The 18,104-nt window shown below is 45.3% G+C and carries 15 protein-coding genes; 9 read left to right on the top strand and 6 right to left on the bottom strand.

The window, feature by feature from the left end; translation table 11 throughout:
* Positions 1-353 precede the first annotated feature (353 nt).
* Positions 354-632, bottom strand: a complete 279-nt coding sequence (rplY, locus tag OC193_RS06150; RefSeq protein WP_017060373.1) for a 50S ribosomal protein L25 — start codon at positions 630-632, stop codon at positions 354-356.
* 369 nt (positions 633-1,001) lie between these two features.
* Here rplY and OC193_RS06155 point away from each other — a divergent pair, with 369 nt between their 5' ends.
* Entirely contained in the window at positions 1,002-1,730 is a 729-nt protein-coding gene (locus OC193_RS06155) for a glycosyltransferase family 2 protein (RefSeq protein ID WP_048664775.1), read from the top strand.
* 14 nt (positions 1,731-1,744) lie between these two features.
* A complete protein-coding gene (locus OC193_RS06160) occupies positions 1,745-3,052 on the top strand; it encodes an LssY C-terminal domain-containing protein (RefSeq protein ID WP_048664776.1) in 1,308 nt (435 codons plus the stop codon).
* A 77-nt stretch (positions 3,053-3,129) separates the two neighbouring features.
* Here the strand turns inward: OC193_RS06160 and OC193_RS06165 are convergent, their stop codons facing one another.
* From OC193_RS06165 to OC193_RS06180, 4 genes are all read right to left on the bottom strand, one after another.
* Positions 3,130-4,476 (bottom strand): ATP-binding protein, encoded by a 1,347-nt coding sequence (locus tag OC193_RS06165; RefSeq protein ID WP_048664777.1) that lies wholly within the window; start codon positions 4,474-4,476, stop codon positions 3,130-3,132.
* A gap of 127 nt (positions 4,477-4,603) precedes the next feature.
* Positions 4,604-5,263 (bottom strand): response regulator transcription factor, encoded by a 660-nt coding sequence (locus OC193_RS06170; protein WP_004741316.1) that lies wholly within the window; start codon positions 5,261-5,263, stop codon positions 4,604-4,606.
* 61 nt (positions 5,264-5,324) lie between these two features.
* A complete protein-coding gene (locus OC193_RS06175; RefSeq protein WP_017633291.1) occupies positions 5,325-5,723 on the bottom strand; it encodes a PepSY domain-containing protein in 399 nt (132 codons plus the stop codon).
* 180 nt (positions 5,724-5,903) lie between these two features.
* Positions 5,904-7,646, bottom strand: coding sequence for a DEAD/DEAH box helicase (locus OC193_RS06180; RefSeq protein ID WP_048658388.1), 1,743 nt, complete (start codon positions 7,644-7,646; stop codon positions 5,904-5,906).
* A gap of 97 nt (positions 7,647-7,743) precedes the next feature.
* Between OC193_RS06180 and rsuA the strand changes: the two genes are divergently transcribed.
* From rsuA to OC193_RS06195, 3 genes are all read left to right on the top strand, one after another.
* On the top strand, positions 7,744-8,439 hold the full coding sequence (gene rsuA / locus OC193_RS06185) for a 16S rRNA pseudouridine(516) synthase RsuA (protein ID WP_048664778.1): 696 nt from the start codon (positions 7,744-7,746) through the stop codon (positions 8,437-8,439).
* A 176-nt stretch (positions 8,440-8,615) separates the two neighbouring features.
* Positions 8,616-9,833, top strand: coding sequence for a Bcr/CflA family multidrug efflux MFS transporter (locus OC193_RS06190; protein ID WP_048664779.1), 1,218 nt, complete (start codon positions 8,616-8,618; stop codon positions 9,831-9,833).
* On the top strand, positions 9,833-10,492 hold the full coding sequence (locus OC193_RS06195; protein ID WP_048664780.1) for a DUF2913 family protein: 660 nt from the start codon (positions 9,833-9,835) through the stop codon (positions 10,490-10,492). Before OC193_RS06190 ends, OC193_RS06195 begins: the two co-directional genes overlap by 1 nt.
* 133 nt (positions 10,493-10,625) lie before the next feature.
* Here the strand turns inward: OC193_RS06195 and OC193_RS06200 are convergent, their stop codons facing one another.
* Positions 10,626-12,086, bottom strand: a complete 1,461-nt coding sequence (locus tag OC193_RS06200) for a DUF2867 domain-containing protein (RefSeq protein ID WP_048664781.1) — start codon at positions 12,084-12,086, stop codon at positions 10,626-10,628.
* Positions 12,087-12,182: 96 nt separating this feature from the next.
* Here OC193_RS06200 and OC193_RS06205 point away from each other — a divergent pair, with 96 nt between their 5' ends.
* From OC193_RS06205 to OC193_RS06220, 4 genes are all read left to right on the top strand, one after another.
* Positions 12,183-13,556, top strand: coding sequence for an MATE family efflux transporter (locus OC193_RS06205; protein WP_048664782.1), 1,374 nt, complete (start codon positions 12,183-12,185; stop codon positions 13,554-13,556).
* A gap of 122 nt (positions 13,557-13,678) precedes the next feature.
* Positions 13,679-14,350: an ABC transporter ATP-binding protein gene (locus OC193_RS06210; protein WP_017060385.1), complete on the top strand. Its 672-nt coding sequence runs from the start codon at positions 13,679-13,681 to the stop codon at positions 14,348-14,350.
* Positions 14,331-16,784 (top strand): ABC transporter permease, encoded by a 2,454-nt coding sequence (locus tag OC193_RS06215; protein ID WP_048664783.1) that lies wholly within the window; start codon positions 14,331-14,333, stop codon positions 16,782-16,784. The genes OC193_RS06210 and OC193_RS06215 overlap by 20 nt, the downstream gene beginning before the upstream one ends.
* Positions 16,774-17,922, top strand: a complete 1,149-nt coding sequence (locus OC193_RS06220) for a lipocalin-like domain-containing protein (RefSeq protein ID WP_048664784.1) — start codon at positions 16,774-16,776, stop codon at positions 17,920-17,922. Before OC193_RS06215 ends, OC193_RS06220 begins: the two co-directional genes overlap by 11 nt.
* The last annotated feature ends 182 nt before the right edge of the window (positions 17,923-18,104 follow it).

Genomic DNA, 18,104 nt, shown 5'->3' on the forward strand with positions numbered 1-18,104 from the left:
CGAAAAGTAGGGAAGGTATGAATTAGAGAAATTCAAAATTGAAGCTATTGGAAAGGTGAATTTTTTATGCTCTTGTAATGCATTATTCATATGAATAGATGTTTGAAATTAAATGAAGGTTTTAGTGGGATTTAGGTGTTTGATTTTATTTATACATAAAGTGGGGGAGAGGAAAGTTTATTAGTTTCAGTGTATTGCGCGAGATTTACGACGTTTTTGAGGGCTCAAAAACGGTGAAACCCCGATGTTGGTAGCATCGGGGTTTCGAATTTCTAGATTTCTCGACTGGTAAGATCGATTATCTTTTCTATGCAGAAGGCTGGATTAATCCAATCTTATTCCTTGGTAGGGAATTAGATACGGATGAAGTCCATGTGCTCAACTTTTGGCTTGAACGCGTGACGTTGAACGTCTTGTGGCTTAACCTTAACTTCTGCGCCGTCAATCAGTAGAGTGATTGCTTCGTAGAATTCAGGCTTGTCCATTTGGTTGATCACGTCAGCGTGAACAAGTTCGATAGCTACAGCTTCAGCTTCGCCACCGTAGATTACAGCTGGGAATTTACCAGCGTGACGTAGGCGGCGGCTCGCACCTTTACCTAGTTCAGTACGTACTACTGCTTCAAATTTCATAGTTTTACTCTCAAATTAGTAAAAATTAACTTCACACCTCAATGCGACCTTGAGTGTGTGGTAATGCTTAGACACAAACGAGTTCATGCTTAAGCGAGCGCGGATACTAACATCACATTCCAATATGAGCAAGTAAGAAGCCCATCTCAAAGTGAATTTCCTTAGATAATGGGTTCATTTGGAGATAAAACGTTCGCTAACGCTTGTTTCGCGTATTTTAACCCCTTTTACAGCACCACTCTCATCTATTTATATCACTGCTAAATCATCAAGTTAATGAACGGAAAATGAATGTTTGCCTAAGACTTGGTTAAGGCTTGGTTCGTTAATCTTAGTGTTAATTAAACAGCAGAATGAATAGGTGAACATATGGAACCGGTAAGCATTGTCGTAATTACGCTAAACGAAGAGAAACGCATTAGCCGCTTAATGGAAGAGCTGAGCGTGCAAACCCACCAGGAGTTTGAAGTAATTGTTGTCGACTCGAACAGTGAAGATAACACAAGAGAAGTGGCACAAGCTTATGAAAACGCGTTGCCAAAATTAACTGTTCATCATATGGAAAATCGTGGTGTGAGCCTTGGCCGAAACACAGGTGCGTCATTGGCGCAATACAACAGGATCCTTTTCTTAGATGCCGATGTGAGCTTGCCTCGAAATTTCCTTGCGAAAGCGCTTTACGAGCTAGAAGAGAAGAAGCTTGAAGTGGCCGGAGTGTACATGAGTTCGAAAGGTCTGCCGCTTGTGCACAAGCTTGGTTACGGGCTATTTAACGCAGGTTTGTTTACTACCCAGTTCTTTTTCCCGACGGCGATTGGTGCGTGTATTTTCTCGACGAAACGAGCGCATGAGGAGATCGGTGGGTTCGATGAAGAGATCGTACTGTGTGAAGATTGTGACTATGTAAAACGAGCGAGCAGAACATGGCGATTTAGATTCCTAAATATGACTTTTGGCTTTGACCCACGTCGTTTAGACCAAGATGGCGTTGTGAAGACAGGCTCTACTTATCTTAAAGCCAATGTAAGACGCTTTTTTAAAGGCGAAATGCGTAACAACGAGATGAACTACAAGTTTGGTCACTACAAAGAACAGTAAGCATTGAGGTTGTTATGTTTGATGGACTAGGGCTTTTTCTGGGAGCATTGGGTGATGCTCTCATTGGCCCAAACCTATTTGTACCGGGAGAGCCCTTCTTTATCGCAGCGGGCTTTCAGCTGTATTCAGGTGCATGGATGGCGTTGGTTTTAGTGATGCTAGGTGGGTTGCTTGGTGACCAACTCAGTTATTTCATTGGTTATAAATACGGTGCTAAGGCGCAACGAAGGCTCATTAAGTTTCGTCCTAAAACCAAAAGATTAATTGCGCGCTGCCGCTATCTGGTTGCTCGCAAAGGCACGTACATCATTCTTTTTGCTCGTTTGTTAGGGCCTATTGCTTGGGTTGTGCCATTTATAGCTGGCTCGCATCGTGTACCGTGGCGCAACTTCAGTGCATTAGCCGTTATCGGCTTAGCCCTTGGTGGTGGGCAGTTTGTTGCTTGGGGTATGTTACTGGCACACGGCGTTGAAAACTTTCCGTGGCTTAATAGCCTTAAGGTATTTATCTCTGAGCATCATAGTTTGATCGTCGGGGTATTAGCGGTATTGGTTTTCACCATTATTGGTTATCGAATGAAGTGGCGACGTTTGGTACTTAAGTCGAGTGCGCTGTTATTGGCATGGGTATTGTTTGCAAACTACGCTCACTTTTTTTGGAAAGCGGATGACTTTCAGAATCAACCAGAGACGGCTCAAATAAACAAAGTCGACTGGAATTCGGTTACCTATAAAGCATTCCCAGGCAAATCGTCATTCTATTCAGCGCAAGCGATCAACGTCATTTATGTTGGCGCAACCCCAAGAGACTTAATGAAGCAATTAGGCTGGATAGAGAATCAAACATTCTCTCGAAATGAGATTGAATGGGCTGGTTATCTCGCATTGCTTAGAGACAAAACGCCACCTGTGTCTGATTTATATTGGCGAGATAAGCCACAAGATATGGCGTTTCAATTGCCGGGTAACCTGATGAAGCGCAGCCATATTCGCTGGTGGCGTGCAGGTGTTGATATTAAAACTAACCAGCCTCAGTGGTTAGGCGCAATTAGCTATGACGATGGCCTTAAAGTCACGCCTTACTCAGGCATTGTGACCGTACTTCATAACATTGACCCTAATGTTGATGAAGAGCGAGATAGGCTCGCTAATCAGATACGAATGTCACTACCTGACATCGAGCTAGACAAGTACCCATTGGCAACGGTGGAAGTGATTAATGAAGATCATGACTATTATACAGATGGTAGGATTTTAATGATTGGATCAACGACCCTGAGTGATGATTCGCAAGCTTTGGATGTTGCTGTGAACGATATATAGGGTCGTATATAAGGTCGATTGAACTAAGCCCTAGCATTGCGCTAGGGCTTATTGCGTTTAACTTTTACTGAACGTGGTTAGCCTTTGCTTAGTTTAAACACCAGAGAAGCTTTTAAGCCGCCCATTGAGCTTTTGCTGAGCGTTAGGCTGCCTCGGTAGCTGTGTGCCATTTCATTCACGATGTTAAGCCCCAAGCCTGTTCCAGGTGTGGTTTCATCGAGCCTTACGCCTCGCTTGGTCACTTGTTCGAGTTTCTCTTCGGGGATGCCTTGTCCGTCATCCTCAATGATCAATTCGACATTGCCGTCGGCCAGTTCATTAGCGTGAACTCGAATAATACTGCCCGCCCACTTGTAACTGTTTTCGAGTAGGTTGCCGACCATCTCATCGAGGTCGGTTTTTTCTACAGCGACTTCAAGTTCAGAGTCCAGTTCATTGATCATGGTGACTTCACTGGCTGCATAAACTTTATCAAATGCCATTGAGATTGCTTCAACACGTTCACAAGGCGACGACTTCACCGAAAGGATGTTCATTGCCCCCGCCATACGAGCACGACCAAGGTGATAATCTATCTGGCTTTGGATCTGCTGAATGGGTTGCTGTAATAGTTTCTTCTCGTTGTCAGGCAGCAGCTCTATTTCATTTTTCATCACCGATAGCGGCGTTTTCAATGCATGAGAGAGGTTTCCTGCGTGGTTACGTGCACGTTCTAGTAATTCTTGGTAATGAAAGAGTAGGGCATTGAGATCCGAAACTAACGGAGAGACCTCTTTCGGGTAGTTATCGCTTAGCCCTTGCTGTTCACCCTTTCTGAGCATCACCAACTCGCGCTGCATCTTACTAAGAGGTAATAGAGACCAGCTAACTTGAATACCAATCAACATCAGTACGCCGACAAACAACAACATCAGAATCAACCATACCTGACCTGTTAGTTCTGCAAGCGTCGACTCTAATGGATCTTCATCAATACCAATGGTGATGGTAATAGGATCGCTGAGTGACGGTAGGTAGATGTCTTGTTCGATGTAAATCAGCTTCTCTTTTTCAGGTCCTTTGATGGAGGTGTGAATAGGAGAACGCTTGATGGTGAGGTCCTTGTCCCAAAGAGAGCGAGAACGAATGATTTGATCTTGGGTTGAGGCGCGCCAATAGATACCACTATAAGGTTGGTTGAACCTTGGGTCAGACAGGCGTTCCGCCATGATAAGGTTGCCATTGTCGTTGGTTTCGATATTGGCAGTGAGCTCGTCCATGGTTAGGGAAAGCTGCTGCTTCATATCATCGACTAAATAGTCGTTTACCAGTTTCGGTATTCCGACACCTGCCGCTAATATCATCGCACCAAGCCAAAAAGCCGCAGCGAGGAGCAAGCGGCTTTTTAAACTGATGTTTTTAAGAGTTCGTTTCTTTAGATTCATGCATTTCCAGTCTGCCTTTGCTCATCGTTACTGAATTGTATTTCGATGATCAGTACAGGCTGTCCATTTAATTGGCTATTACACTGAGTTTCGTTGACGATTGCTTACCGTGTAATTAGATAGGGTGCTATTCAGCATTCAATTGGTAGCCAAGGCCACGCACCGTTTTGATGATCTTTGGTGCAATTTTCTTACGGATTCGACCAATAAACACCTCAACCGTGTTTGAGTCGCGGTCGAAATCTTGTTTGTAGATGTGCTCAACCAGCTCGGTGCGCGAGATAACCTTGTTTTGGTTATGCATGAAGTACGCGACAACCTTATATTCCAATGCCGTTAGGCTTACGGCTTGGCCTTGCCATAAAACTTTAGAGCTGCGAGTGTCTAGGCTTAAATCGCCAATCTGAAGTACTGGTGCTGCGCTGCCTGAAGCTCTGCGCAGTTGAGCACGAATACGAGCAATCAACTCGACCATTTCGAATGGTTTAGTCAGGTAATCATCTGCACCTGCATTCAAGCCTTCAACACGCTGGGTTAGGGTGTCACGAGCACTCAAGATAATCACGGGCGTGTTAATGTTTTCGTCTCGAATGCCTTTTAAAACGGTCAGGCCATCAAGCTTAGGCAGTCCTAAATCGAGAACAATCGCGTCCCACTCTTCGGAGGTAGCACGGTACAGAGCGTCAATACCATCTTGAGAAAGCTCCGGAACCCAGTCGGCTCCCTCAAGTGTTTCAATAATTTGTTGGCCCAAACGAGGTTCGTCTTCAACGACTAAAATTTTCATAATTGTTCTTCTTAATTCTTGTAATGACTGTTCGTCGTGCTTAACTATTCGTCGTACTTAATTAGTCGCCGTGTTTAATTGCGTCTTTAAAGTTGCGGCCTTCAATTTTTAGCATGTCCAACGTTTCGGCGTTGTATTCAACTTTGATGATGTTGTTTTGGAAGTTAATCTTTAGCTCATACACCCAAATATCATCATCTTCTTCTAGCTCGACTTTTATGATTCGGCCATGAAGATCGTTTTCTACCGCGGCATACATTTCAGAGAAAGGGCGAATATAGCCTTCTCGAACCGCTTCATAGACTTCGTCTTGATCTTCTTCGAATTCGATTCGGGTTCCTGCTTTGTGAACGTCTTGTACTAGGTCGTGACCATTATGATGTGAGTCAGCCCATGCGCCAGCAGAAACAAATAAGCCTAAGCTTATAGAAAACAAAGAAATCATAGCTTTACTAAACATAGCGAATCCTAGAGAAGGTTGATAGCGTTCAGTATAAAAAAGTAATTCTGAACAGAAAGTGAACCTGATTAATAATGAGAATTTGATACCGAAAAACTTAGCGATTAAATGGCGAAGGCTTTAATACATAACACTAACCGCCGAGTGTTAAGAACGTAATACTTACCTTTATTCTTAACCTTAACGCTGCTGTAATTCGTCTTCGAATATCTTGTCTCTCATTTTCCAAAAGCGTCCGACTTTACGTGCAATCACGAACTGAGGTGGGCGGAACCTATGTTGGTGAGCAACCACTTTCGATGGTGATGCTTCTTCAAAAGGGCGATGTCTGTCTGCTAGGTGAGGGCGAACAAACTGGTCTTTGAAGTTCTGTTTCTGTTTCTTGGTGGTTAATGACCAAAACTCATGCACTTGCGCTTGGTTTTCACCGCGATAGGTGACTTTAAGTTGTGATTTACCTTTGTCGTCCTTAAGTACGTTCAAGTCCATTTCTAAACACTCAAACACCAACGCATCTTTTAGGTTTAACGCTTCCTTAAGCTTTTTGTCTGGGTCGACTAAAGTTGCATCACACTCATGACAAATGCGTGCGGCAATGTCGTTGTCAGCGCCGCATTCACCGCAGTATTTCGCTCGGAAACGATAGTTACAGTGTTCGCGTTCGCCCGTGTCTTCATCGGTAAAGTAGCCTTGGCATTTACGACCAAAGTGCTCAAGCAAGAAGCCATTGCTGTCTAGTTTGCCCCAAAAGTTATTATTGAAGCCGCACGCCGGGCAAGGGATGGTGATGATTTCACTGTCTGAATCGGGTTTTGGATCGCCGACCTCAGGTTGGTAAAGGTCGTAACTATTACCCGCATAGTCGAGCACCAGACACTCTTTCTTACCTGGGGATAGGCGTAAGCCACGGCCGACGATTTGTTGATACAAACTGATGGATTCGGTAGGGCGTAAAATTGCGATTAAATCTACATGTGGCGCATCAAAGCCTGTGGTTAATACCGATACGTTGACCAAGAATTTGATTTTACGCTCTTTGAAATCATTGATGATTTGGTCACGTTCGAGTGTTGGCGTATCGCCAATCACAATCGATGCTTCACCTTCTGGTAATAAGCCGAGAATCTCTTGCGCGTGTCGAACTGTGGCGGCAAATACCATGATGCCTAGCTTGTCTTGGGCCAGTTCAATTATCTGGTCGACAATCTGCGGGGTCGCGCGTTTCGACTGCTCGATCACCATATCAAGCTCTGCTTCTTTGTAGCGACCAGTGCTCGCTGGCTTTAACTGTGAAAAGTCGTAGCTCAATACGGGCGCATCTATCATGCGCGCTGGAGTTAAGAAACCTTCGTCGAGTAGGTAACGAATCGGCAGTTCGAAAATACAATCTCTGAAAAACCTGGGTTCTTCAGATCGTACTTGGCCGCGGGTGTGATACTGGTAAAGCCAACCCATACCAAGACGATAAGGGGTCGCGGTTAGGCCAAGCACCTTGATACCCGAATTATTCTCGCGCAAGTGAGTGATGACTTTTTGATAGCTACTGGTCTTTTCATCGGGAACACGGTGACATTCATCGATCACCAACAGTGAAAATTGGTTAGAGAATGAATCGAGATTTCGAACCACAGATTGAACGGATGCGAAGACCACTTGTTGGTCTGTCTCTTTACGGCCTAATCCTGCAGAGAAAATGGAGCCTTTTAACCCATAGCCTTCATACTTTTCATGGTTCTGTTCTACCAACTCTTTTACGTGAGCAAGTACCAACACTCGACCTTTCGCAAGCCTTGCCAACTCTGCAATCACAAGGCTTTTTCCTGCACCAGTCGGAAGCACGAGCACAGCCGGAGTTTGGTGTTTTCTGAAGTAATGAATCACTGATTTTACAGAATCAGCTTGGTACGGGCGGAGTGTATACATATCGTGTCTTGTAAGAAGGAAAACAAATAGTGTGAAATAGCTCAACTAATTGAGCAAAGGTGACTATAATACCCGACTTAGATTAGTTGAGGTATTCATGCGTTTAGATAAATTTCTGTGCGATGCATTAGGCGTCACTCGAAGAGAAGCAACACACTTATTAAAATCCAAGGCAGTGACAGTTAATGATGTCATTCAAAAAAGCGGTTCACTCAAAGTAACTGAAGAGTGTGTCGTGGAATGGCAAGGCAATGAATTGAATGTTCATGGCCCACGTTACATCATGCTTTATAAGCCAGAAGGCTTTGTTTGCTCGCATGAAGATGGCGCAAATCGTATCGCGTTTGAACTACTCGATGAAATCAAAATGGACAAGCTGCACTTTGCTGGCCGTTTAGATATCGATACAACAGGTCTTGTGTTGATTACCGACGATGGTAAGTGGTCTCACCGTATCACTTCACCAAAGCACAAGTGCGAGAAGACGTACCGTGTGTGGTTGGTTGAACCTGTTGAAGACGATTACGTTGACAAATTCAAAGAGGGCATCCAGCTTAAGAGCGAAGATGGCCTAACACTTCCTGCACACCTAGAAGTTCGTGCAGAGCGTGAAGTGCTGCTAACGATTCACGAAGGCAAATACCACCAAGTTAAACGTATGTTTGCAGCACTTGGTAACAAAGTAGAAGCACTGCACCGTGAACGTATTGGCGAAATTGAGATGGACGAATCTTTAGAGTTAGGTGAATACCGTTACCTAACACAAGAAGAAGTCGACTCGATCTGGAAGTAACCCTTTCTATCGAAGATGTAGCCGACCAAGGATAGCGTCGGCTGATTATTTTGACTGGTACTAGGACAGTTTCAGCCATTATTGCTGTACGCATGTTTGTGTATCACTGTGCGTATTCGTGTATCACTGTGTGGATGCTCGTGCTCACATAGAACCTAGTACTTAGTCGGAGAGTTATGCAAACATCTACCCAACAGACACCAAGCTCACAACCACAAACTCCTCAGTTAGGTTGGATGCTATTTTTGGTTCTGGGTGCGATTGGTGCACTGACACCACTCGCCATTGATATGTACCTGCCCGCTATGCCAACGATCGCCAAAGATCTTGGCGTGACAGCGGGTGAAGTGCAGATCACACTTACAGCGTATACCGCAGGTTTTGCACTCGGTCAGTTGTTACATGGTCCGTTAGCCGACAGTTATGGTCGCAAGCCTGTTCTATTGATTGGTGTATTCTTCTTTGCGATCGCGTCTGTTGTGAGTGCCACTACTCATGGTATTGAAGCACTAACACTAGTTCGTACCGCTCAAGGCTTCGCAGGTGCAGCGGCAGCGGTAATAATTCAAGCCGTTGTACGTGACATGTTTGACCGTGAAGATTTCGCAAGAACCATGTCGTTCGTTACCTTAGTAATGACGGTTGCACCGCTTATCGCGCCTATGATTGGTGGTTATTTAGCGTTGTGGTTCGGTTGGCGTTCAATTTTTTGGGTATTGGCGATTTTTGCAGTGATTGTGATTCTCGCGGTGATAGTCAAAATTCCTGAGACACTGCCTGTCGACAATCGTCAACCATTGCGCTTTAAAACCACGATTCGTAATTACGCTCGTTTATGTAGAAACCCGACCGCTATGGGGCTGATTTTCTCTGGTGCGTTCTCGTTCTCTGGGATGTTCGCATTCTTAACAGCAGGCTCTTTTGTCTACATTGATGTCTATGGCGTACGTCCTGACCTGTTTGGTTACCTATTTGGTCTGAACATTGTTGCGATGATTCTGATGACGACAATCAATGGTCGAATCGTTAAGAAGGTCGGTTCTCATACAATGTTGAGGGCAGCGCTGGTCATCCAATTACTGGCTGGCGTAGGTTTACTTGTCGGTTGGGCATTGGATCTCGGGCTTTGGGGAATTGTGCCGTTTGTGATGCTATTTATTGGGACCATTTCTACTATTGGCAGTAATTCTATGGGGCTGCTGTTGAGTGGTTATCCGAACATGGCAGGAACGGCTTCATCGCTTGCAGGAACATTAAGATTTGGTACTGGTTCTGTCGTTGGTGCGATCGTTGCGATGCTACCAAGTGACAGTGCAGGGTCTATGGCTATGGTAATGGCTGCGTGTGCAGTACTGTCAGCATTACTATATTGGACATTAGGAAAGAAGGCATAATGTCAAAATACTATATTGAAATTCAGAAGTTAGTGAACGATGCGTTAGGCGAGCTATATGCTCTGCATAAATCTGGCAAAGCGATCGACGCGCCTATCGCGAACAACCTTTATCTTGTTCGTTGGGTAACAAAAGCGATTAAATCTCAAGCGTATGATCGCGTGATTGTGCCTGACTTAGTTCGTTGGCAGAAGCAGGGCCGCTCAAAGGGTAACAACTCTGATTTAACCTTTACCTTCAAACGTATCTCTGCGTTTTACGGTCAGTTCTTCCCAGAAGGAGAAGAGCCTAAAGCGCTAAAAGACAGCGATGTTGAAGCGTTTATGGACAAGATGTACGAGATGGGTTGGAGCGTATCAAGCGAAGACGAGCTAACCACTGGTGGCAAAATTCAATTCTTTACCGATGGTGAGCACTCATTTGCCTTGTGTGGTAAACAGTGTGACGACTCTTTCGACGGTGAGTTGATGGTTAAGCCAATGAACTGGTTTGTACGTGGTAACCACGCTGAGTTTATTCAAGCGGCGATGGAAGCGGGCTTTATGCTTCACAAAGTGACGGACTACAAGTCTGCTGTGAAGTACCACGGTGAATACATCGTATACCCTGCTAACCAAGGCAACCAACTGGCTGAGATCCCAATTAGCGTTATCGGCTAGTAGCGGATTCGGGATACGAGATGAGAGATACGAAGAGCGGAATTATCCGCTCTTTATCGCCTCTCACAGCGCATGTCGCTAATTTGCTGTTAAGGTCTTTTCGCATCCCGTTACCCGAATCTCGCATCTGCTTTTAGTCTTTTCGCATCCCGCCACTCGAATCTCGTATCTGCTCTTTAGCCTGCTTCTCAATTGCCTTCACCATGCCTTTAAAGATAAACAGGTGAGCAGGCATCATTGCGAACCAATAGAGTAGACCTAGAAAGCCTTTTGGGTGCCACCAAGCTGATATGTTCAATTCGCGAGACTCTCCATGGTCAGACACAGTAATCTCCAATCGTCCTAACCCGGGGCCTTTCATTCCGAAAAGCAGGGAGAGAAACTGATTTTCCTCACAGCGAATCACTTTCCATGAATCGATTTTGTCACCCACTTTTAGCTTTGGGCCTTCAGGCATTTGTCGCACAGGTACGCCGCCGCCGAAAAGAAGGTCCAACCATTCGCGTGTGCGCCATAAAGCGTTAGCGAAGAAGTAACCTTGCTTCGGGCTTCCTATCTGTTGAGCGACTTGCCAAAGAGACTCTAGTGAGGCAGTAGACATGATGCTTGCGCCTGTTTTCTTCGGGTAATAACCGTATCCCGCTTGCCAGCGTTTGAAGGCAGTTTTATCGAAGCCCCACACATTACTCTTTACGAAGTTTCCTTCAGAATGAATAGCTTGCTCAACCATATTCTCGAACGAGATAAGCCTCTGAGGGTACTTTTCTCTGATAGTGGTCGAACTGGCAATAAAGTCATGCTTTAAGCCAGCAAGCAGTGCTCTGCCTATGTTGGACGGTACAGATGTCACTACGCCTAGCCAATATGAAGCAATCTTGGGTGTGAGCAGTGATGTAGCCCACAGCCGGAGTGGACGATCGGCCGTTTTGGCAATATGAGCAAATTGGTTTCGATAAGAGACAATATCCGGCCCCCCAACTTCGAATATTTGGCTTTCTATAGGCGTGTCTTGTGCTAGCTTCAGCAGATAGTGGTTCAGGTTCTGCAATGCGATAGGGTTTGCTTTAGAATCGACCCACTTTGGCGCAATCATAATCGGCAAGTTGTACACAAAGTCTCGCATGATCTCGAATGCCGCAGAGCCTGGGCCTATGATCACGCCTGCTTGAAGTTCGGTTATCGGTACCGGCCCTTTACGAAGTAGTTCACCGGTTTTCTTTCTCGCTTGAAGGTGCTCTGAGTCACCAGTTTGAGGCTGCAGCGAGCTTAGATAGATAACGTGCTGGTTTTTAGGGCCAAGTGCAGAGACAAAGTTGCGAGCTAGGTTTAACTCGTAATCAATAAAGTCGTGGCCTTCTGCCATTCCATGGACAAGGAAGAAGATAAGATCAAAATCGGGGACTAAGGCTTGTGTCGCAGCTTGATCGGCCAAATCAAGATACTCAAGTGATAAGTTTTCGTGAGGCTCGGTCCGTGCCTTTAAATAGTCGATATGCCTTGCTGCTGCCGTGACTTGATAGCCTTGCTCAAGCAGGAGAGGGAGGAGTTGTGAGCCTACGTATCCAGAAGCGCCTAAAACCAGTACTTTCTTCATTACTACTCCATTTATATCTGTGGTTAAAAACCGAACATTGATATAATAGCGCGATATTTATCTTTATTCATCAATACGTTCCGTTTAGGTCTCTCTATGTTGCTCTCTTCAATTATTCATCACACACGCGGTGATTTTGTTCGCAGGTTGATTGCCATAGCTTTGCCAATCACCTTGCAGAGCATCATGTTCTCGAGTCGAGGCTTAGTGGATGTGTTGATGCTAGGTCAGCTTGGCGAAGCAGACATTGCGGCTGTGGGTGTGGCGAGTCGTGCGATGTTCGTGACGACCATTATGCTGGTGGGTGTCACCACCGGCGGCGCTCTTCTTACTGCTCAATATTGGGGAGCGGGCAATAGACAAGGGGTGAGAGAAAGCACAGCACTAACCTGGCTGGTTTCGACGTTGTTTGCGCTGTTGACCATCGTGTCCTTTGTCTCTTTCCCGGCACAAATCATGGGCGTGACGACTGACTCTCAAGAAGTCATCAGCTTGGGCGTTGAATACATCGTTATCACCTCATTTAGCATGTTAGCCGTATCGTGTGTCAGCAGTATGGCCGTTGGCCTAAGAGCGATGCACAAACCTGGATTGAGTACCTTCTTCAGTGGTATTGGTATCCTGTCTAACGTGTTCTTAAACTGGGTACTGATTTTCGGTAACTTAGGATTTCCGGCTCTTGGCATCAAAGGTGCGGCGATTGCGACCGTACTGAGTGGCGCAATTGAAGTGGCGACCTTGTTTGGTTACCTCTATTTCTCTAAACATTTATTAGCCTTCAAACTTTGTGATATCAAAGCTGCGGCAACGGTGGAGAAAGTCGTTCGCTTCTTGAAATTGTCTCTGCCGACAACCTTCAACTTTTTAGCTTGGGCTGGTGGCTTATTCGCTTATCACGCCATCATGGGGCAATCGGGCGTGCAAGGTTTAGCTGCGCTTTCGGTGATGACGCCCGTTGAGTCTATCTCGTTGAGTTTATTGATTGGCATGTCGAATGCTGCCGCGGTTTTAGTGGGTAACCAACTCGGTGCGAAGAACAATGAAGCGGTTTACTACCAAGCTCTCGGCTTAACGATTTTGTGCTTCTTAACCAGTATTGTGGTGGCAATTTTCCTCTACTTTATACAAACGCCAATATTGAATGCCTTTAGTGCTTTGACAGAAGAAACCCGAGCGCTTTCAGAGAAGTTTATTGTGATTCTGAGTGTGGGTATTGTCATCCGCTCTATTCCAATGACAGTGATCGTTGGTGTACTCAGAGCGGGTGGTGACGTGAAGTTTTGTCTATACCAAGATCTGATTGCTCAGTGGGTGATAGGTATTCCTTTGGCAGCCATCGCCGCTATTTACTTTAAGCTTCCACCTGAGTGGGTTTACCTACTGTTCCTTACTGAAGAAGTGATTAAGTGGGGCGGGGCGCTCTATCGCATGAAAACAAGAAAATGGATTAAAAACTTGATAGGAAGTTGAAGTAGGACGCACCAATCACATCACTTTATCGTTGGTGTGTGATCTATCTTTCAAAATACTTCCTCCTAACAGGGAATTAGTGTAGATTCTCCTTCCAAATTCTAACTAATGTGAGCTGTTTAATGTTAAAGCTGTCAGACCTATGTAAAGGCTACGTCGATGGGGGGGAGTTTCACCCTGTTTTGCAAGGTGCTGAATTAACATTAAACCAAGGTGACCAGCTAGCATTAATGGGAGAAAGTGGTTCAGGTAAAAGTACTTTACTGAACCTTATTGCGGGGTTAGACCTAGCTGATTCAGGTGAAATTGCTTTCCCTCACTTCAATATGCACGACTCTACCGAGCGTGACCGCACCGCTTATCGCAGAAACAACATCGGCCATATCTTTCAGCAGTTCAACTTACTGCCGACATTGAACATTGCCGATAACATTCGTTTTTGCCGCCAATTAAAAGGCTTACCCGAAGACAAGGGGCTCTGGCGACAGATCCTTTCTGCTTTAGATCTGATGCCTTTGCTTGGTCGTTATCCTGAAGAGGCGTCTGGTGGTCAGCAACAACGTGCGGCAATTGCTCGTGCGCTGTATATGGAACCAAAAATCTTACTGGCCGATGAGCCGACAGGTAGCTTAGATGAGCGCAACGCTGAAGCGGTAATGCGTTTGCTGACCTCTTTGGCTCGCCAATTAGAATGTACATTACTGTTGGTAACACACAGTGAGAAAGTAGCGCTGCATATGGATGGCAGGATCCGCCTACAAGGAGGGCAACTGCATGTTATGGCCCGTAGTTAAGGCACTACTCGGTCATTATCGACGTTACCCACTTCAGATTATCTTGGTATGGCTTGGTTTAACCCTAGGCGTATCACTTTTGGTTGGTGTTACTGCCATTAACCAACACGCCAAGCAAAGCTATGCACATGGCGAAAAACTCTTTTCGAATCCTCTTCCTTACCGTATTCGACCAAAACACAACGCCAATAAAATTCCGCAAGGCTTTTATATCCATCTTCGACGTGAAGGCTTTCAGCAGTGTTCTCCTTTTGATCACCACCGTATCACTGATGAAAATGGTTCAAATTTCATGCTGATTGGCATAGATCCAGTCTCTATGCTTCAACTGCAGCCGGGCGTTGCGTTAAAAGATCTCAATACGTTAAATCTAATGAAACCGCCATATCCGATCCTTGTGAGCGACGATCTCGCCGAACACATGGAGTGGAAAAACGGTGACTATATCCACCTTATGGATGGCTCTGAGCTTGGTCCATTAATGGTTGATCAAAACAACATCATTGATGGTACAAGGCTGATTGCTGATATCTCGCTACTGAGAATGCTGAAACGCAGCGCAGGCCTCTCGGTGATTGCATGCTCAGACATGTCGCCTGAGAAGTTTGAGCGTCTTAAAAACATGCTACCCAATGGTTTGACAATCTCACGCAGCTCTAAAGCGGAATTAGAGTCACTGACTAGCGCTTTTCACTTAAATCTTAAAGCGATGGGTATGCTGTCGTTTGTGGTTGGTTTATTCATTTTCTATCAAGCGATGTCGCTGTCGTTTATTCAGCGTCAACCGTTAGTCGGTATCTTAAGACAAACAGGTGTGTCGGGCTGGCAACTGGCTAAAGCACTTTGCTTAGAGCTACTGCTATTGGTCGGACTGAGCTGGATCTGCGGTAATATTTTTGGTGTCATGTTAGCCAATCAATTGTTACCTGCGGTATCTTCAAGCTTAGGTGATTTATACGATGCCAACGTTGGTTTAACGATTGACTGGAATTGGCGCTGGAGCGGCTACAGCTTATTGATGGCGTTACTTGGTGCGTTCTTAGCCTGCGCTTGGCCATTGGTACGTTTGCTTAGATCACAACCGATTCGTTTGACCTCTCGATTGTCTTTGATGCGTTTTGCGGGTACTGAGTTTACTTGGCAAGCTTTGATTGGCTGTGGCTTCTTGGTTGCAGCTGTCGCTGTGTATCAAGCCCCTCAGACTCAAGAAACGGGTTTTGCGATTATCGCACTGATGCTAATTAGTGTGGCTTTGTTTACACCGTTCTTGATGTGGAAGTTATTTAACAGCTTATCTTATTCATTGCGCTGGGTTCGTGCTCGTTGGTTCTTCGCGGACGCCGCTTCAAGCATGAGCTACCGTGGCGTGGCGACGATGGCCTTTATGTTGGCATTAACAGCCAATATTGGGGTAGAAACCATGGTGGGTAGCTTTAGAGATACTACTGATAAATGGTTAACACAGCGCCTGGCCGCCGATCTTTATATCTACCCAACCAACAATGCCGCTGCTCGTATGAGTAACTGGCTGTCAGAACAACCTGAAGTAGATTCGGTTTGGTGGCGTTGGGAGAAAGATGTTGCTTCTCCAGTCGGCAGTATTCAGGTTGTCAGTACGGGTCCTTCTGAAGGCGAACTAGAAGCGCTGACAATCAAATTAGGTATTCCGAATTACTGGTACCACTTACACCACTCTAAAGGTGTGTTGATCAGCGAATCGATGTCTCTCAAGTTGGGGATTCGCCCTGGTGACTACATTGACCTCTATGATAGCCTCGGCTCTGGTTGGCAGGTTGTTGGAGTTTATTACGATTATGGTAACCCTTACCATCAAGTCATGATGTCACATCGAAACTGGCTGTATGGGTTTGCAGGGCGGGGTAATGTAGGCCTTGGCGTAATACTCAAAGATGATGTTAATTCGGTAGGCCTTCGCAGCCGATTAGAAAGCGTATTCAGGCTTGGCTCTGAGCGTGTATTCGATAACAACAATATTCACAGTCAAGCGATGCGTGTGTTTGATAGAACGTTCGCGATTGCAGATACATTAGGCAACATCACCTTGGTTATTGCAGTCTTCGGTATCTTCTTTGCTACTGTAGCGGGTGAAGTGTCTCGACAAAGACATATATCCTTGCAGCGCTGTTTGGGTGTCTCGGCGAAAGAGCTGATTCTGACAGGTAGCTTGCAGCTGTTTGTATTTGGGCTTATTTCCTCCTTGATTGCGATTCCGCTTGGCTTGGCGCTAGCGAGCTTAATTGTTGATATCGTGATAAAGCAGTCTTTTGGGTGGTCACTCGAGTTACAAGTGATTCCTTGGGATTATTTGCAGACATTTGCGTGGGCCATGGCAGCATTGATGCTCGCTGGTGCTTTACCAGTGATGAGAATGATTCGGAACACTCCGATGAAGTCACTGAGGGATGCGCTTTAGTATGTTTTTACGGAATAGCTCAACTAAGTTAAGACATCGAATCCTGTCTTCTCTTCTATTAACCAGTTTCTTCAGCATCTTTTTAAGTGTTTGGGGCTATTACTCCTATTTCATCGATCCCGGTGAAAAGGGCGAGAATGAAGTTAACTCGGTATTGGTTAGTGAACATTTCAATGTGTTTGAGCCAGTGTTACCAGACCGCAATGTTTCGCTACCACAAGATTTTAAGTTCCACCCAGAGTTTCAACATGAGTGGTGGCATTACTTTGCGTCTTTGAAAGGCGATGATGGCAAAGACTATTCGGTTCAGTGGAGTTTTTTCCGTATTGCAACGGACGAACGTGAAACTCCTGGGTGGCAAAGCCCTCAAGTCTATATCTCAAATGTAGTGGTCTCTTCTAAGTCCAAAGTATGGAAAGAACAGCGCATGGCTCGTGGCGGCATTGGCCAAGCGGGGATGACTAACCGTCCATTCAGACTTTGGATTGATAACTGGAACTGGCGTGCACTCGGCAACACACCATTTCCAGGCCGTCTTCAAGTGCAAACTGACACTTTTGGACTTGAGCTCGACACTATTGCAAAAGGGCCATATGTACTCAACGGCGATAATGGCTATCAGAAAAAACACGACTTATTACCTGTCGCGTCTTATAACTTCAGCGCTCCATTTTTATCTTTGAGTGGTGTGTTGAACTTAGACGGCGTTACCAAGGAAGTGGAAGGAACTGCGTGGGTACATAAAGAGTGGGGTAGTGGCTTACTTGGAGTGGGTCAACAAGGTTGGGATTGGTTTGTGTTTAATCTCGATGACGGCACTGCGTTAAGTATTAACCGTTATCGTCATAACCAACAGTTGCCTTACGTATTTGGTACATTAGCAACGCGCTCTGGCAAAGTTTACCAATTGACGGAATCCGATATTTCAATTCAACCATTGCAAAATACAACGTTGATGAATGGAAGGCGGATGCCTCTGCAGTGGATCATTAATGTCCCTAAGCATGATATCAACCTCACGACGCGTATTATACGCAGGGATATGTGGCTTCCTTTTGTCATACCATATTGGGAAGGGCCGATTAAGGCGAGCGGGAGTCATGAAGCGACAGGCTTTATGCAATTAACCGGCTACTAAAAAACACCTAAGGCTATCATTTGATAGCCTTTTTTTATGTCTGAGACTTTTATCCAACCCCAATGAATTGTGCATACAGGTTCGATGATCTCATCTATACTTAATTCATGGCGCAGAACAACATTATGGAATATACGACGTATTGTTTAGTATTTGTAGGAAAAACCGAAGTTAAACATCCG

Source organism: Vibrio crassostreae, assembly GCF_024347415.1.
Taxonomy (GTDB): Bacteria; Pseudomonadota; Gammaproteobacteria; order Enterobacterales; family Vibrionaceae; genus Vibrio; species Vibrio crassostreae.

Coding starts and splice junctions, on each gene's coding strand:
- rplY (WP_017060373.1), bottom strand. CDS start 632: ATGAAATTTGAAGCAGTAGTACGTACTGAACTAGGTAAAGGTGCGAGC.
- OC193_RS06155 (WP_048664775.1), top strand. CDS start 1,002: ATGGAACCGGTAAGCATTGTCGTAATTACGCTAAACGAAGAGAAACGC.
- OC193_RS06160 (WP_048664776.1), top strand. CDS start 1,745: ATGTTTGATGGACTAGGGCTTTTTCTGGGAGCATTGGGTGATGCTCTC.
- OC193_RS06165 (WP_048664777.1), bottom strand. CDS start 4,476: ATGAATCTAAAGAAACGAACTCTTAAAAACATCAGTTTAAAAAGCCGC.
- OC193_RS06170 (WP_004741316.1), bottom strand. CDS start 5,263: ATGAAAATTTTAGTCGTTGAAGACGAACCTCGTTTGGGCCAACAAATT.
- OC193_RS06175 (WP_017633291.1), bottom strand. CDS start 5,723: ATGTTTAGTAAAGCTATGATTTCTTTGTTTTCTATAAGCTTAGGCTTA.
- OC193_RS06180 (WP_048658388.1), bottom strand. CDS start 7,646: ATGTATACACTCCGCCCGTACCAAGCTGATTCTGTAAAATCAGTGATT.
- rsuA (WP_048664778.1), top strand. CDS start 7,744: ATGCGTTTAGATAAATTTCTGTGCGATGCATTAGGCGTCACTCGAAGA.
- OC193_RS06190 (WP_048664779.1), top strand. CDS start 8,616: ATGCAAACATCTACCCAACAGACACCAAGCTCACAACCACAAACTCCT.
- OC193_RS06195 (WP_048664780.1), top strand. CDS start 9,833: ATGTCAAAATACTATATTGAAATTCAGAAGTTAGTGAACGATGCGTTA.
- OC193_RS06200 (WP_048664781.1), bottom strand. CDS start 12,086: ATGAAGAAAGTACTGGTTTTAGGCGCTTCTGGATACGTAGGCTCACAA.
- OC193_RS06205 (WP_048664782.1), top strand. CDS start 12,183: ATGTTGCTCTCTTCAATTATTCATCACACACGCGGTGATTTTGTTCGC.
- OC193_RS06210 (WP_017060385.1), top strand. CDS start 13,679: ATGTTAAAGCTGTCAGACCTATGTAAAGGCTACGTCGATGGGGGGGAG.
- OC193_RS06215 (WP_048664783.1), top strand. CDS start 14,331: ATGTTATGGCCCGTAGTTAAGGCACTACTCGGTCATTATCGACGTTAC.
- OC193_RS06220 (WP_048664784.1), top strand. CDS start 16,774: ATGCGCTTTAGTATGTTTTTACGGAATAGCTCAACTAAGTTAAGACAT.